Below are 16092 nucleotides of genomic sequence, written 5' to 3'. Positions count from 1 at the left end.
AGGAAAGTTAGCCGACTACTTAGACAACGGCTTACAAGGCACAGAAGACTTTTTCTTAATATACTCATTTACATAAGTATTAATTTCGTCTTCAGACATATCGCTATTCAACTTTCCCTCTTTAAATAACATTTCTTTTAATTTACTTTTATTTTTTAGCATAGGGCTAGATGATTTTTTACATACAGCATATTTACGCTTTAACTGATTAACTTCTTTCTTGTTAACCTGGTTATTATCGACCGTTACATGGTTTGCATTAGGATCAATTTCGACAGGAGTAAGTTCTACCTGACTTTGACATCCTAAACTACTTATTGAAACAAGGCTAAAAACTACAGATTTGATTAAAAGTAACTTCATAAAACTCCTATTTAAAAAAATAAACCTATCACTCAACTTTAGTGCTTATATATCTATTGTAAACAAATACAGGATATTTAATGTAGGTATTAATGTAATATTTTATTATTCCACTAAGTAAAAGACAGGATATGTATGGTTTTTATTCGTTGTTCAGCTGTTTTTCATCCAACCAGTAAAAAAACACACTTTTCCTCAAAAAAGTACTTTACAAAGGTTTCAACTCTCTTTAATATTCGCCTCGCTTTAACGCAACGCGTTAATTGCATTCAGGTGAGATGGCTGAGTGGTCGAAAGCACTGGTCTTGAAAACCAGCAAGGGTTTATAGCCCTTCTAGAGTTCAAATCTCTATCTCACCGCCACATTCTAAAAAACCGCTAATTTATTAGCGGTTTTTTTTCATCTAAAGTTTAATGTTTAATGTATGCAGTACTGGGTTTATAGCGCTAAACCTTTGTAGAGTTCAAACCTCTATCTCACCGCCACATCAAGAGAAACCCGTTAATCGAAAGGTTAGCGGTTTTTTTTCATCTAAAGTTTAATGTTTAATATATGCAGTACTGGGTTTATAGCGCTAAACCTTTGTAGAGTTCAAACCTCTACCTCACCGCCACATTAAGAGAAACCCGTTAATCGAAAGGTTAGCGGGTTTTTTGCATTCTAACCTGTGGGTATATAGAGCAGCACCGTTTTGTAGAGTTTAAACCTTTATCTCACCGCCACATTAATAGTGTTTTTTTAATCGCAAGATGAAGGTTATTTTACCTTACTAAGTGTAAATATATATTAGATTTAACGCACAACTTCTAATTGTAGCGTCAGTTTTTATTACATCGCTATGTTCTGACATTCTCATGTTTTTTAAAATATATTTATTGTGAAAATTACTATGTTTGCTATTGAAACAGTTTTTAAATTTAATAATACAAAGAAATAAAGGATGATCATTAACACTTACAATTTTATTACTTGTAACCACTGTAACTACAGGTAAACTAGCGCTAAATATTGATATTTAAGAGTATCTATAGTTACGTTTCTCATTGATTATTAAATCAATACGTAAGTTTTTTACTCAATTTTAAGCAATATAAAATTAGTATTCCGATAAATATAAAATAAATAACTCACAGTATAAGGATATATTCTGATTATTAACTACAATAGATAGTAAACAACATATGTATAACAACACTTTATGAATAACGCTAGTAACCTTTTATTAAAGCATTGTGTCGAGAAAATCTCAAAAGCAACAAATGCTGATATGTCTTTTGGCTACTTAGTTGATCAAGAAAACACACCTAGTTTTATCGACCAAAAATCCAATGCCGTGGTAACTGACCTTAATTTATTAGGCAGCACTCAAGATTTAATCAACCAAAAAATAACAAACACATTTCTCGAACAAGAATGTATAAGAGAAAGTTTTTACTTTGATGAGATTAATATCGCTTCAAATTTACCTTTATGTGCACATAAAAAAATAACAAATATTTGCTACCTTCCTATCATTGAGAATGAATGCTTATATGCAATCGTTGTTCTCGTAAATATTATTATTAATAAAGACAGCAATGTATTAGTTGATGTAAAACCTTTTTTATCTACGGCTTTAAACCTATTAAAAGGCAGTAAAGCTCGCCCAAAAAACTCAGTTAGTCCAGTAGAGCTTTATGATGAAAAGTTAATAGAAACCATCTTAAATAACACTTTTCATCCCGCATTATTATTCGATGATGAATTAGTCATTGTTAAAGCCAACTCTGCTTCACAGCGTTTATTTAATGCAAACACTCAACGTGGTTGGGTGGCGCTAGATAAATTATTAGAAAAGGCAATACCTGAGACGGCATTACAAGTGTTTTCTACTATTAGTAAGCTTAACTTTTTGGGGCATTTAGATTGTACTCATTGGAATAATGTCACCTTTATGCTCAGTGAATATCAGTCAATAAAGGTTGATATACATTTATTTGAATATAAGCAAGAAAACAAACAATTTTTTGGTTTGATGTTGAATGAAAAGTTTCAAGAAAATGGAATTAATAACGATGAGTATTATTCTTCTATTCAACGATTTAAAACATTAACTAATGTGATACCTACGGCAATTATACAAGTAGATAATAACTGGCAATGTAGTTACGTAAATGAAACGTGGACTCGATATACCAATTTAAATTTACAGCAATCTATTGGGCGCAAATGGCTAAGCTGTTTATCGGACAACGACCAAAAAAACTTATTGCCTAAAGTGCTTCGGTCTACCTCAAAACATAAACAATTTAAGAAAGAAATTCAGCTACAAGGTGGAGCTAATCAAAATATTTGGGTAGAACTGCATATTGCTGGCTTATTTAGTGACCGATATGAATTAACTGGCATGATACTCACCATGCAAGATATTACTCGCACTAAACAAAATGCAGAAAAGCTAACTAAACTAGCAAATTATGATCATTTAACGGGGTTATCAAATAGAACCTTTTTTACCGATAGATTAACCGTTGCCATATCGAGAGTTCGTCGACATGGTTTAATGGCGGTGATGTTTATCGATCTAGACAAATTTAAGCATATTAACGATACCATGGGACATCCTGTTGGCGACAAAGTTATACAGGAAGTTGGTCGTAGATTAAAAGTAGCGGTAAGAGATGAAGATTCTATTGCGCGATTGGGTGGTGATGAATTTGCTATTATTTTAACTGATGTGATCGAACATAAGTTTTTAGCACCCATAGCAGATAAAGTTATTACAGCTATGCATGCTCCATTCGAATTAGATGGCAAGAATATTTTATTATCATGTAGTGTGGGAATTGCTACATCTGATGATGAAGTGCTCACACCTAGTGATATCCTTAGAAAATCAGATTTAGCATTATATCAAGCCAAAAAATTGGGTCGTAATCAATATTGCTTCTATAATAAAGAATTAGAAAGTGAATCGAGTATGCTATCAAACTTAAAAGATAGCCTTAGTAATATTAGCAACCAACACTTTTCTCTTGTATTTCAACCACAAATTGATGCACGTACAGAAGATCTTGTGGGTTTTGAAGCTTTGTCTCGTTGGACACATCCTAACGTAGGTAGTGTAGGACCTGATGTTTTTATTAATATTATTGAGAACAACGGTTTGATGGACGATTTTTCAATTTGGTTATTTGAAGACGTTATACAAATATCCAAAAGTTGGCATCAGAAAGGCATAGTTAATAATAAGCAGAAAATAGCAATAAACTTATCTGCAAATCAGTTACATCGTACTGATTTAGCTGAAACCATTATAAGAATGTTTTCTGATAAAGAAGCAACACCATCATGGTTTACGTTAGAAGTAACAGAAACAGCTCTAATTCAAGACCCGTCAATAGCTGGTTTAAATCTACAAAAACTAAAAGATGCTGGCTTCACTATTGCTTTAGATGACTTTGGAACGGGATATTCATCGTTAAGCATATTAAAGCAAATGCCAATTAATACGATAAAGATTGATCGAAGCTTTATAAAAGACATTTTAATTGATCAAGATAATGCCAGCATAGTGCTTGCCATTATTGGCTTAGGAAAAATGTTAAAAATAGATATTATTGTCGAAGGGGTTGAAGATAAAGCTACGATGGAATGGTTGTTAGAAACTGACTGCTATATTCATCAAGGTTATTACTTTTATAAGCCATTGACTGAAACTAACGCTTTAGCGTTGTTACAAAATCATCAAAGAAAAAATTAATAACCCAACGGAGTTTGTGTGGATAATTTAAAAGATAAAAATACTAATGATACAGAAACAAAAAACAAAGGCGTAATATTGCCTACACATGTTGTTGGTATTGGCGCTTCTGCAGGTGGTTTAGAAGCTTTACAAGATTTTTTTGGACACTTACCAACAGACACACAAGCAGCCTATGTAGTGGTGCAGCATTTATCTCCTGACTACAAAAGCATGATGTCTGAATTGCTAAGTAAACATACAACAATTCCAATTTTTGAAGTAAAAGACAGTATTACACTAGAAGCTCGTGCTATTTATTTAATGCCTCCACGTCAAAATATGTTGATAACAGAAGGTAAACTGTTTTTATCTGACCAAATGCCTGACATTCACCCACATTTGTCTATCGATGTGTTTTTACGCTCGTTAGCTGTTGATCAACAACATCGTGGTATTTGCGTTATTTTATCTGGTACTGGTAGTGATGGTACTCGTGGTATTAAAACCATGAAAGAGGCAGGGGGGCTTGTTGTAATTCAAGAGCCTGAGTCTGCAAAATTTGATGGTATGCCTAGAAGTGCAATTAATACAGGGTTAGCCGATATGGTGCTAACGCCTGAAGAAATGGGCGAAAGTTTAGTTAATTACATGAATCACCCTTATATTTCGGGCGATGAACCTACTATCAATTACACTGCTGGTAGTAGTAGAGATGAAGATACGCTTACTGAAATTTTCGCACTACTAAAACACAAATCTTCAATTAATTTTTCACAATATAAACCGTCTACAGTATCTCGACGTATTGAACGTCGTATTGTTACTAATAAACTGAGCTCGTTAGAGTCATATTTACGTTTATTACTTGATTCTCCGAGAGAAGTTCAAATACTTAATCGTGAATTATTAATTAATGTTACACGTTTTTTTAGAGACGGTGATGCCTTTAAAAAACTAACAGGATTAGTGGTTGAAAATGTATTAAAGTCTGGAAATTTAAGTGATCCTATACGCATTTGGATCGCAGCTTGTTCTTCAGGCGAAGAAGCTTACTCAATAGGTATATTATTCGATGAAGCCAAAAGAAAACACAATATTGATCGCCAAGTTAAAATTTTTGCTACAGATGTAGATGAAGAAATAATCACTGAAGCAAGTAACGGACTTTATTCAGCAGAAGTTGCTGATGATATTTCAAGTGAGCGACTTGAACGTTACTTTATACCTTCAGGCGATGCTTACCGCGTATCATCAGAGCTTCGTAAAATGGTTATATTTGCTCAGCATAATATGATTGAAGATCCACCGTTTTCAAATATAGATTTAGTAAGCTGCCGAAATGCGCTTATTTATTTTCAGCATGCAGCTCAACAAAAAGTTTTTGCTTCTTTTTATTTTGCTATCAAACAATATGGTTTCTTGTTTTTAGGTAATTCAGAATCTTTAGGTAATATGCAAGTAAACTTTGAAGTTATTGATGAACGTACACGTATTTTTCAAAAAGTGAGTGCCACACGTTTGCCTTTAAGTAATTCAATGTTAAAACATGAGTCGCTTTCATCATCACCATCTTCAACATTACCTAATTTAACAAATACAGCCCGATCTTCTCAAACAGTTGTTAATAATAAATACACAGCCGTGATGGAGAAACTAATAGAACATTACGCACCTGATTGTATCGTGCTAAACGACAGTTTTGATGCAGTGCTTGTATACGGTGATGTATCTCGCTATACCAGAGGATTTACTTCTGGAAAAGTGAGTACCAATATAAAAGAAATCATTAAACCTGATTTGAGCATCGCTATCTCGACGGCATTATATCGGAGCGAGAAAAACGGAGATGACGTATTTTATAATGATGTAAGCTTCAAAATAGGTAAAGTAGAGGTACTTGTTGATTTAGCTGTATTTGTTGTTAAACAAAGTGAACATCAAAGTGCACCGCGTACCTATGTACTTCAATTTATTGAGCATTTAGAAGAGCAACCTACACGTAAACTAGTTAAATCAATCACCTTTGATGCGGGTGAACAGTCACAACAACGTATTTATGACTTAGAACAAGAACTGATCAAAAAACAAGAACATTTACAAATAACTATCGAAGAGTTAGAAACCACCAACGAAGAATTGCAATCAGCAAACGAAGAGTTGATGTCGGCAAACGAAGAAATGCAAAGTACGAATGAAGAATTGCAGTCTGTAAATGAAGAGTTATATACCGTAAATAGTGAATATCAAGAAAAAATCAATCAATTAACAGAAGCGAATGTTGATTTAGATAGTGTGATAAATTCTACCGATATTGGTATTATATTTTTAGATGAACACCTAACTATTCGTAAATTTACGCCTCATGCAACGAGTTATATTAACTTACGAGCCTCTGATATTGGTAGACCTATTCATCATATTTCACATGAACTAGACTACGACGAACTATTAACTCAAATAGCGAACGTTAGTACAGACGGTATTGAAATTGAAAAAGATATATCAACTAACTCGGGTCAAACAGCGTTAATACGAATTTTACCTTACGCACAAAAAGAATATTTAAGTCAATCAAATCAAGGTGTAGTGATAACTATTACTAATATATCACGTTTAAAGTTCGTAGAAGATGCCTTAAAACATGCTCAACAACAATTTAAAAGTGTTATAGAAACGCGATCTAAGAAGCTACTTCATAGAATAGAACGAAGTAACGATGTATCAGTTTTACTTGTTGATGATGATAATGTTGATAGAGAAAACATTTCAAGGTTACTAAAGAAAGGTAATAATCAAAATTATAATATTACCGAAGCCGTTACAATTGCAGAGGGCTTGCAAGCGATAAAAGATAATGATTTTAGCGTAGTATTATTAGATTATGAATTGCCAGACGGGACTGCTGCAGATTTCTCTAAAAAAGCACATAAAAATAATGAATCTATACCGCCAATCATCCTTCTCTCAGGAAGAGATGAGGATAGTATGGATCAAGATTTTTTATCAGACGATATAGTAGACTCGATTAATAAAACTGAGGTTAATTCACCTTTGCTAATTCGCACAATTGATTACGCGCTAGAGCGAAGTGAAATGAGTACAATTATGAGAAAACTATATAGTTAACATATTAGTTTAAGAGTGAATAACGTTATAGTAAATTACTAAACCTTAACTCGTCTCATATCTTTCAGCATACTGTAAATAAAAACCGCTAATATTATTAGCGTTTTTTTTGTCTATATTATATTAATGGATTAGATAATTTAGAACGCTAAACCTTCAGTAGAGTTCAAATCTCTATTTCACCGTCACATTCTAAGGACCTGTTATCGAAAGATAACAGTTTTTTTTCGCCTAAAGTTTAATGTTTAGAACCGAGGGTTTATAGCGCTAAACCTGATGTAGAGTTGAAATCACCATCTCTTGGCTTTTATCACATCCATGTGAAAACCATATAATTTCATCCTTGAATATATCCGACACATTCTAAGAACCTGTTATTGAAACATATCAGATTTTTTCGCCTATGATTTGATATCTACAATAGAGGGTTTTATTTGTGGATGAATGGTTTATTTGTTGAGTGTACAGTCAAATTATAGTGCTAATATTCATCAATCAGCAGCAATTTAGAATCAAATATTAGTTATCAACTTGCTCTTGATAACTAAATACTTCTGAAATCGATACATCAAATACATCGGCAATTTTAAAGGCAACTTCTAACGATGGTGAGTATTTGCCTTTTTCTATTGCAACAATAGTTTGCCTAGAGACACTAACCTTTTTGGCTAAATTTTGCTGTGTCATCTCATTACGATGAAAGCGTAAAACGCGAACATTATTAGTCAATACTTTAGGCATAATTACACGCCCTTATGATAGTGAAATAACTGATAAGAAAATCTTATTATTTCTACAACAAGAAAGCCTACAAGTAATATATTCAAGATGTTGAATTCTCCACTTAATGTACCAAAATGGTAAAGACTTTTACCTAATGATGTTGCCCATAAGCTAACTATTATGAATACCACCCAAGCACTCAGCATGTTGTAGGCGACGTTTCCACCTTTTAAATTAATCAATACATCTCGCTCATCACTTTCTTGCTCGACTTCGTCCTTGTTACTCAATATTGCCACTATGATATTTACAACGAAATTAAGTATAACGAGCTTAATAACCGTAGAAAATAGTAATGAGCTAAAGCTATCATCATTAAGTTGCTCTGTTGAAAACAAATGAACAAACTCACTACCGTAGGAATATGCAATAAATGCAGTAATTAAAAATTGCACCCAAACACTTTTATGAACAAATGACATTTCTTACCCCTTATTATGTGGTGTCAAAAATATTTGACATGGTGTAATGTTAATTTTACTTTTAAGTGATGTCAAATATATTAGACATTATGTATCGTAAATTTGACTTGTAACTGATATCAACGATGTATTAATCATTTGTTATATGGCGAGAAAGCAGGCTGGTTATTTGATTGAAAATTTATTTGCTTAACTTATCTATTTAAATGTTAACAATAATAAGAAATGTTAGTATACGATCTTCGGTATATGCACTCATAAATGACTATTCAACGCGGAACTTTAAATGAACTTAGAACAAACTTTATTGGCAATAAGTAATCCAAACGACGACAACTTAACTATTGCTGGTATATCCGCGGCAAAACAAAATTGGCCTGCATTTTATATTGAGTTAGAAAATATCATCGATCAGTTCATCGCAGACGATACGTCATTAACCAATGAACAAGAGCCTATTCTGTTTTTTGGAACATTATTATTAGCCGAATTAAAGTATTCACCTGCTTTAGAAAAATGTTTACACCTATTTGCACGCAGCGATTCTTTTTTAACTCCACTAGAAACTTTATTTGGCGATACAATCACTGAATTAACACCAACTTTATTTTTCAATGTTGCAGATGGAAATACCCAAGCATTATGTAATTTTATTTCTGATGGCCATCAATCTATGTATGGAAAAGGAGCCGCGATTGAAGCGGTATTTGCCCAATATGAAGTAGGGATCATTGATGAAAATGAGTTAGAAGAACATGTCCGTCGATGGTTGGCTTCATTCCTAGCTATTCCAAGTGCAATTAACAGTTTTTTAATGAGTGTATTAGGCGACTGTTGTGTTCAATATCAATTAAATACTTTTAAAAGCCAATTTAACGAATTGTGTGATAAAGGCCTACTTGATGAAGAACGGTTTAAAGAATCTGAAGTAAAGGCATGGAATAACGAAAATAGCCGCCAACTCGTTGGATCAGGTATGGTTCAAACAGATTTTAATATGATTAACACATTAAAAATCTGGATTGAAAATGACTCAGAAGATGAAGAGTCTGATGATTTTGATACTTTAATGGAATATGGCGGTTTATTAGATAGTATTATGTATAACGAAAATACCATTCTAGAAAACAGTGTACCTGTTAGTGCATTACCAACTGTTGGTCGTAACGATCCATGTCCATGTGGTAGTGGCAAAAAATTCAAGAAGTGTTGTTTACAATAAGCTTATAAGTTGAACAAGTTAATTGAGTTTTAAAGTTTTATTAAACGCTAATTTATTAGCGTTTTTTAGCTTTTGACGAATTAATAAAGAGACACATTTTAACCTCTGATTGTTTATTCCAACTATCCTTATAACGCTTCACATCAATAGCTTTTCTCAGTGACCTATAATATAGTTTGTTTAACAAATGTTTACGCTTTGTTTCTTACAAGGAAGTCGTTATTTCAATATTAGTATTATTACCCGGTATGGATGGTACAGGAGAACTATTTACAGAATTTTTATCTCATGTTGATGGTGATTATTTAGTTATTCCATTACCAGAACATGCTCCTCAAGATCATGCATCATTAGCTCAAGTTATATATAAACAATTACCGCAACAAGATTACATTTTACTTGCTGAGTCATTTTCTGGAGGTATTGTTCCTGAACTACTTAAGCTTGGCCCAATACATATAAAAGGTGTGATTTTTGTCGCTAGTTTCCTAAGCTCTCCCAATAAATACTTATTACCTATTGCTAAACGGTTACCTATTAAAGCTTTGGCTTCTTCGCCTATATCCATTATTTTTCATAAATTACTCTTTTTGGGGAGAGGAGCTTCAAAAGCGCTTGTATCCAATTTCGTAAAAGTGATTAAATCCATTCCAGATGAAATTCTTAAAAATAGATTAGAGGTTATGAGCAAGCAAGTTCTTCCACAGGTAACTTTTGAATTACCAACTCTATATATTCAAGCACTTTCAGATAAGCTTATATCTGCGAATAAAAGTCAGGAAGTTTCTAAAATTTTTAATCATATAGAATTTAAAACAATAGCAGGACCTCACTTTGTGTTACAAACAAAACCTAAAGAATGTGCCTTAGTGGTAAATCAATTTATACAGTCAGGACAAAGCTAACAGTGTCGATCAAAAATATCATTTCCTACTACCGAGATTGCTACAAAGAAGACAGTGCTGATCTGAATTTATGGAACTTAAATAAACTCAAAAAAGATGATTGTTTCATATTAGAAGGTCAAGATGATTTAGGCTCAGGCTTTCTTCCTCGAATGCCTATTCCTCAAGACTTTGCTGAACAAATGATGAAGCGTGTTGAAGTTTATCAACGCGAACGTGTATTGCTTTACGCGAGCTTTATTTTAGTAGGAAAACTCGAAATCAAAGGCGAAATGAAAGAGGTAGCTACACCTATCCTGTTTAATGAAGCGGTAATAGAAGAAGAAAACAACAATTACTACTTTTCTGTAAATAATCAAACCCCTGAAATAAATGAATCGTTAACGCAATTATTAATGCCTGAAAGTGATGGCAGACCTGACTTAGAAGATAGCACAAACATTCAATCAACATCCTTGTGGCTGTCATGGCTTAAAGATAGCCCTTTAGAATTAAACTTACTTGAGTTGCTTAACTTTCCTAGCCTTGTTAACTCCGATGAAATTAAAAAAGCTTTAAAAAGAAAAACACCGACGTTACTTCCAGCTTCCATGTTGGTTTTTGTTGAAAGATCAACAAGCAGTCGTGGTGTACTTCATGAGCTAGAAGAGGTTATTGAATCTGACAGTCTATCTCCACCATTATCGGAGCTGTTACTACCTTCACAAAAAGCATTTAAAAACTCAGAAGCAATCAAGTCTCTAAAATATGATTACCTGCCAGGATTGCTGTCAACACCACAGAAGAAAATCATCTCAATTGCCGCCAACGAAAATTTAGGTTGCGCTTCAGGCCCTCCAGGAACGGGTAAAAGCTATACCATAGCTGCCATTGCAGCAGAGCATATGGCACGCGATGAATCTGTACTTATTGTTGCTAATAACGATGCCGCTTTAGATGTTATTGCTGATAAGTTAGGTGAAAACTTTGGTTTAAGTGATGTATCGATTAGAGCAGGGCAAAAAGAGTTTCTTAAAAAGTTAAAAACATACATTGAAAACCTGCTGGCAGGGTATTTTACAGAAGAGTTAAATAAAGAACCTGATACTTGCGAATTAGAGTTAAAAGCAATTAATAGCTCATTACATTTACTAGAAAAAAGCTTTGTTAAATTTTGTCATAAAGCCATTGTTAGAGGGCAAAGATTAAAAGGCTTGCAACAAAGAGACACAAAATGGATAACACGTTTATATTTAGCTTTAGCAAAAAGTGGCATTAAAAAACTGACTAACGAGTGGGCTGCTTTAAATGAAATTAATACAAAACATATTCAACGAGAAAGGCTTGCCGCTGGTTATTTAAGCGCATTAAAAAATAGAAATTTAAAAACCTTAGTTGAAAAGGAAAGGGCATCGCTACAAGCTTTTAATAAAGCTATTCGAAGTCGAACTTCTAAAAGGCAATTTGAATTTTTCGATGATATTGAATATTCATCATTGCTTTCAGCTTTTCCTGTTTGGCTCGTCAGCCTAAATACACTTTATAGAGTGTTACCTTTAAAAGCTGAAATGTTCGATTTAGTTATTATTGATGAAGCAACCCAATGTAATATCAGTAGTTGTTTACCCGCACTTTATCGCGCAAAAAGGGCAATGGTAGTTGGCGATACAAAACAACTGAGGCATTACTCGTTTTTGGCTAAAAGCAAAGAAGCGCAGTTGACTATTAAAAACGATCTCAAACCTGATAGTGAAGGCGTAGTAAGTTATCGTGACAACTCTATTTTAGATTTAGCTTTAACGGCATTGTCTAGCCATCAACAGTTAGCATTTTTAGATGAACACTTTAGAAGTAAACCTGAGCTAATTCATTTTAGTAACCAACACTTTTATCAAAATAAATTAAAAGTTATGCAGCACCGACCTTGTACCAGTAGTGGTCACCTTCATTTACAGAGCGTTGGTGGAGTAAGAGATAAAACGGGTGTTAACCATCTTGAAACTGAACATGTTATACAGGCTATTAAAAACCAAATAAAAGCAGACAACCTAGTTGGAATTACCCATAGTATAGGCGTTATCTCACCCTTTAGGCATCAGGCAGAACATATAGCTAAAGAGATTGAAGCCAACTTTAGTCAAGTTGACATTGTAAAACATAAAATCCGTGCGGCAACTCCTTATGGTTTCCAAGGAGAAGAAAGAGACATTATGCTTATCTCTTTTTCTGTAGATAATGACTCAAAACGTGCAGCGGTATATTTGAATAAAGCAGATGTTTTCAACGTTACCATTACACGAGCAAGGCAAAAGCAAATATTATTCCTATCAATAGATGAAAGCCAATTACCTGAACAAAACTTACTTCGAAAATATTTGGGCTCTATAAGTCAATTTGAAGCAACTCACTCTGTAACAACTGACCTTGATGAATTTCAGCAAAATGTAATAGGTGAATTAGAAATACTAGGTATAAAAACTTGGCCTAGTTATAACCTTGCTGGTACAGAAGTAGATATCCTTTGTCGATATAATGGTCAATATTTGGCAATAGATTTAATTGGCTTTCCAGGTCCATGGGCCGACTTTTTTGAATTAAATACCTACAAAGTATTTAAAAGAGCAGGAGTTGAAGTATTACCTATAAGTTATGGTTTATGGGTAGTGGATAAAGAAGTTTGTATTGCCAAAATAGTTAAAAAATTAGGATTAGCTCAAGGTAAAACACATTTAGAGGATAGAGCATGAGGTCAATAATTTTTATCTTTTTTATGTTATCTACGCTGTCTACGTTAGTTGAGGCTAAAGAGAGCACTTGTTATGGAACAACTTCAAAAGGGAGGTTAGATAATGGTATCGCGTTACCGTTTTCGGGTTCCAATTATGTTGGATACAGCCGTATTTCTAGTCTTGCGGGGAGAACAAACGTACACTCGCAAGTACACAGTATTATAGTAAACGCCTATAAAACGTTAGAAGTTGAGCTGCCCGCTAAAGTATTTAAGTATGCAGAAACGGGTTTTGAAGATGGTGGGCAATTCAAACCACATAAAACTCACCGTAATGGTTTGTCGGTAGATTTTATGACACCCGTTGTAAATCAGTCTGGCAAATCATCTCATTTGCCAACGCATCCGCTGAACAAATTTGGCTACAATATCGAGTTTAATAGTGATGGAAAATATGAAGAATACACTATCGATTATATTGCTTTAGCTGCACATATTGTAGCGCTTCATAAAGAAGCAGTTAGCCAAGGTGTAGATTTATGGCGAGTAATATTTGACCCTAAATTACAGCCTGAACTTTTCAAAACCACTTACGGACCTTATCTTAAAAAACACATACAGTTTTCTAAAAAACCTTCATGGGTAAGGCATGATGAACACTATCATGTAGATTTTGTTATTCCGTGTAAGGAATTCAAATCATGAATAAAGTTATAGTTCTTGGTGGATATGGAAACTTTGGTAAAAGAATCGTTGAAAACCTTGCAGGAATTAAAGATATAACTCTATTAATTGCTGGTCGTAATTTAGCTAAATCGTTAGCATTAGTTGAAAGCTTAAAAGCGACTTCTCAAGCTAGTTTAGAACCTTTGGTTATTGATATTTTTGCGGACGATTTTAAAACCCAATTAGCAACTATTTCACCCTTTTTAGTTATTCACACAAGTGGACCTTTTCAAGGGCAAGATTATCGTGTGCCGAAAGCGTGTATAGAATGCGGAGCTCATTATATTGATTTAGCGGATGACCGCAGGTTTGTTTGTGATATTGGCATTTTGGATCAACAAGCTATAGATAAAGGCGTGTTGATTGTCAGTGGAGCGAGTTCTGTACCAGGATTATCTTCAGCTGTAGTTGAGCATTATCAAGATCAGTTTTGCGCCATTGAATCGATAGATATTGCAATTGCTCCAGGTAATAAGGCAGAGCGTGGTTTAGCCACTGTTGAGGCAATATTGTCTTATACAGGACATCCTTTGAATGTATTTAAGGAAGGCTGTTGGCAAAATGTTTATGGTTGGATGGATCCAAAGGTAAATGATTTTGGTGGCTTTGTAGGCAAACGCTATTTAGCTAATGTTGATGTTCCAGATTTAGAATTATTCCCTGAGCGTTATAGTGTTTCTAAGCGAGTTAGCTTCCAAGCAGGGTTAGAGATCCCACTATTACATTTAACAATGGTTGGTATGGCTTACTTATCAAAAATAGGCTTAGTTAAAAGCTGGGCATCATTAGCAAAAGTCATCGTTGGCACCAGTAATATATTCCTTCCTCTAGGTAGCGATAAAGGGGCTATGGAAGTGCTTATTCGTGGTAAAAACAATCATGGAAATAGTAAACAAATTAAATGGACTTTGTATGCGCCTAAAGGTCATGGTCCATATATTCCAACACTTTCAACTATTATCTTAGCGAGAAAACTTTTGTTAAATGATAACAACAGCTCACAACTGCCAACGGGCGCTATGTCTTGTATTAGCTTGATCGAATTAAACGAATTTAAATCTGACTTTGAAGCCTTGGATATTCATTTTGAAGAAAAGGTAACAGGGATCTAATGGAGTATTATTTACTTATTAAGTTGATCCATATACTTGCAGCTGTTGTATTAACAGGTACAGGAGCGGGCATTGCCTTTTTTATGTTTATGGCAAATCGTTCTAATAATCCACAAGCCATTTATATTACCGCTAAGCATGTGATTTTAGCGGATTGGATATTTACAACACCTGCTGTTATTACTCAAATAATAACAGGAGTGTATTTGATGAACATACTAGGCTATTCATTTTCTGCTCTTTGGTTTTATTGCGTTGCTGGGCTATTTGTTTTTATAGGCATTTGTTGGTTACCTGTGCTTCATATTCAATACAAACTGCGTGAATTAGCGAAAAACTCTTTAGATTTAAACCAAGTTACGCCTGAGTTCAAATCATTAATGAGAACATGGACCTTACTTGGTATTCCAGCCTTTATCGCTATTTTGGCAATTTTTTGGTTAATGGTTTTTAAACCATTTCCTGTAGCTTAAAGGAGTAGGTATGAACAATAGCCAGCAATATTCCCTAATTAAAGCTGCAAAGTATTCACTGAGCTTTTTATGGATTTTTACAGGGATAACCTCAATTTATTTATCGCCTGAAATTGGTTATGAAATATTAAATAATTCAGGTATTACAGGCCCTTTAGCGGATACAGCTGTTTATGCAGGTGGAATTCTAGATATTATACTCGGTCTTTGGATACTTACTGCATTCAAACTTAAGCTGTGCTGTATTGTACAAGTGATGATTATTGGAGTGTATACCGTACTTTTAACCTTTATTGAACCGAGTTTTTGGTGGCACCCATTTGGTCCAATAACTAAAAATTTCCCAATTATTGTATTGATAGCTTTTATATATAGCGAAAAGGCGACTAGTGATAATGATACTTAACGTTTTAGAGCTTAGAAACACTCTATTATCAATAAGTGCTTTTAAGTAAATTAATAGCCCTTTTCAAATCATTTTCTGTTTATTTATTGTTTTTATTATTGGCAATATCACCTCTGTGATGA

Annotated in this window: 12 protein-coding genes and 1 tRNA gene; 10 read left to right on the top strand and 3 right to left on the bottom strand. The window is 33.9% G+C overall.

Going from position 1 to position 16092, the window contains the following annotated elements; translation table 11 throughout:
• Positions 1–15 precede the first annotated feature (15 nt).
• Positions 16–363 carry a hypothetical protein gene (locus ACPUVN_RS07495; RefSeq protein WP_426357212.1) on the bottom strand — a complete coding sequence of 116 codons (348 nt, stop codon included), beginning with the start codon at positions 361–363 and terminating at the stop codon, positions 16–18.
• A gap of 272 nt (positions 364–635) precedes the next feature.
• Here ACPUVN_RS07495 and ACPUVN_RS07490 point away from each other — a divergent pair.
• The 3 genes from ACPUVN_RS07490 to ACPUVN_RS07480 all read left to right on the top strand — a co-directional run bounded on the left by ACPUVN_RS07490 (position 636) and on the right by ACPUVN_RS07480 (position 7214).
• Positions 636–726 (top strand) — tRNA-Ser (locus tag ACPUVN_RS07490).
• A gap of 836 nt (positions 727–1562) precedes the next feature.
• Positions 1563–4106 (top strand): EAL domain-containing protein, encoded by a 2544-nt coding sequence (locus ACPUVN_RS07485; RefSeq protein ID WP_426370358.1) that lies wholly within the window; start codon positions 1563–1565, stop codon positions 4104–4106.
• 18 nt (positions 4107–4124) lie between these two features.
• Positions 4125–7214, top strand: a complete 3090-nt coding sequence (locus ACPUVN_RS07480; RefSeq protein ID WP_426370357.1) for a chemotaxis protein CheB — start codon at positions 4125–4127, stop codon at positions 7212–7214.
• A 519-nt stretch (positions 7215–7733) separates the two neighbouring features.
• Here ACPUVN_RS07480 and ACPUVN_RS07475 read toward each other — a convergent pair.
• Both ACPUVN_RS07475 and ACPUVN_RS07470 read right to left on the bottom strand, forming a co-directional pair.
• Positions 7734–7955, bottom strand: coding sequence for a helix-turn-helix transcriptional regulator (locus ACPUVN_RS07475; RefSeq protein WP_426357220.1), 222 nt, complete (start codon positions 7953–7955; stop codon positions 7734–7736).
• Positions 7956–7957: 2 nt separating this feature from the next.
• A complete protein-coding gene (locus ACPUVN_RS07470; protein ID WP_426370356.1) occupies positions 7958–8419 on the bottom strand; it encodes a hypothetical protein in 462 nt (153 codons plus the stop codon).
• 286 nt (positions 8420–8705) lie between these two features.
• Between ACPUVN_RS07470 and ACPUVN_RS07465 the strand changes: the two genes are divergently transcribed.
• From ACPUVN_RS07465 to ACPUVN_RS07435, 7 genes are all read left to right on the top strand, one after another.
• Entirely contained in the window at positions 8706–9641 is a 936-nt protein-coding gene (locus tag ACPUVN_RS07465; protein ID WP_426370355.1) for a DUF1186 domain-containing protein, read from the top strand.
• A 248-nt stretch (positions 9642–9889) separates the two neighbouring features.
• Entirely contained in the window at positions 9890–10546 is a 657-nt protein-coding gene (locus tag ACPUVN_RS07460) for a serine aminopeptidase domain-containing protein (protein ID WP_426370354.1), read from the top strand.
• Between the two features lie 2 nt (positions 10547–10548).
• A complete protein-coding gene (locus tag ACPUVN_RS07455; RefSeq protein ID WP_426370353.1) occupies positions 10549–13272 on the top strand; it encodes a DEAD/DEAH box helicase in 2724 nt (907 codons plus the stop codon).
• Complete coding sequence (locus ACPUVN_RS07450; RefSeq protein ID WP_426370352.1) at positions 13269–13958, top strand: penicillin-insensitive murein endopeptidase; 690 nt, start codon at positions 13269–13271, stop codon at positions 13956–13958. Before ACPUVN_RS07455 ends, ACPUVN_RS07450 begins: the two co-directional genes overlap by 4 nt.
• On the top strand, positions 13955–15091 hold the full coding sequence (locus tag ACPUVN_RS07445) for a saccharopine dehydrogenase family protein (RefSeq protein WP_426357226.1): 1137 nt from the start codon (positions 13955–13957) through the stop codon (positions 15089–15091). Before ACPUVN_RS07450 ends, ACPUVN_RS07445 begins: the two co-directional genes overlap by 4 nt.
• On the top strand, positions 15091–15564 hold the full coding sequence (locus tag ACPUVN_RS07440; RefSeq protein ID WP_426370351.1) for a DUF2269 family protein: 474 nt from the start codon (positions 15091–15093) through the stop codon (positions 15562–15564). Before ACPUVN_RS07445 ends, ACPUVN_RS07440 begins: the two co-directional genes overlap by 1 nt.
• A 10-nt stretch (positions 15565–15574) precedes the next feature.
• A complete protein-coding gene (locus ACPUVN_RS07435) occupies positions 15575–15970 on the top strand; it encodes a DoxX-like family protein (RefSeq protein ID WP_426370350.1) in 396 nt (131 codons plus the stop codon).
• Positions 15971–16092 lie beyond the last annotated feature (122 nt).

This window comes from Pseudocolwellia antarctica, from assembly GCF_049933045.1.
Lineage (GTDB): Bacteria > Pseudomonadota > Gammaproteobacteria > Enterobacterales > Alteromonadaceae > Pseudocolwellia.
The sequence above is the reverse complement of the archived record's forward strand: the minus strand, read 5'-3'. Positions and strand labels throughout refer to the sequence as shown.

Excerpts from the sequence above, each read along its gene's own strand:
- ACPUVN_RS07495 (WP_426357212.1), bottom strand. The coding sequence starts at position 363 with ATGAAGTTACTTTTAATCAAATCTGTAGTTTTTAGCCTTGTTTCAATA.
- ACPUVN_RS07470 (WP_426370356.1), bottom strand. The coding sequence starts at position 8,419 with ATGTCATTTGTTCATAAAAGTGTTTGGGTGCAATTTTTAATTACTGCA.
- ACPUVN_RS07440 (WP_426370351.1), top strand. The coding sequence starts at position 15,091 with ATGGAGTATTATTTACTTATTAAGTTGATCCATATACTTGCAGCTGTT.
- ACPUVN_RS07445 (WP_426357226.1), top strand. The coding sequence starts at position 13,955 with ATGAATAAAGTTATAGTTCTTGGTGGATATGGAAACTTTGGTAAAAGA.
- ACPUVN_RS07485 (WP_426370358.1), top strand. The coding sequence starts at position 1,563 with ATGAATAACGCTAGTAACCTTTTATTAAAGCATTGTGTCGAGAAAATC.
- ACPUVN_RS07460 (WP_426370354.1), top strand. The coding sequence starts at position 9,890 with ATGGATGGTACAGGAGAACTATTTACAGAATTTTTATCTCATGTTGAT.
- ACPUVN_RS07450 (WP_426370352.1), top strand. The coding sequence starts at position 13,269 with ATGAGGTCAATAATTTTTATCTTTTTTATGTTATCTACGCTGTCTACG.
- ACPUVN_RS07435 (WP_426370350.1), top strand. The coding sequence starts at position 15,575 with ATGAACAATAGCCAGCAATATTCCCTAATTAAAGCTGCAAAGTATTCA.
- ACPUVN_RS07465 (WP_426370355.1), top strand. The coding sequence starts at position 8,706 with ATGAACTTAGAACAAACTTTATTGGCAATAAGTAATCCAAACGACGAC.
- ACPUVN_RS07475 (WP_426357220.1), bottom strand. The coding sequence starts at position 7,955 with ATGCCTAAAGTATTGACTAATAATGTTCGCGTTTTACGCTTTCATCGT.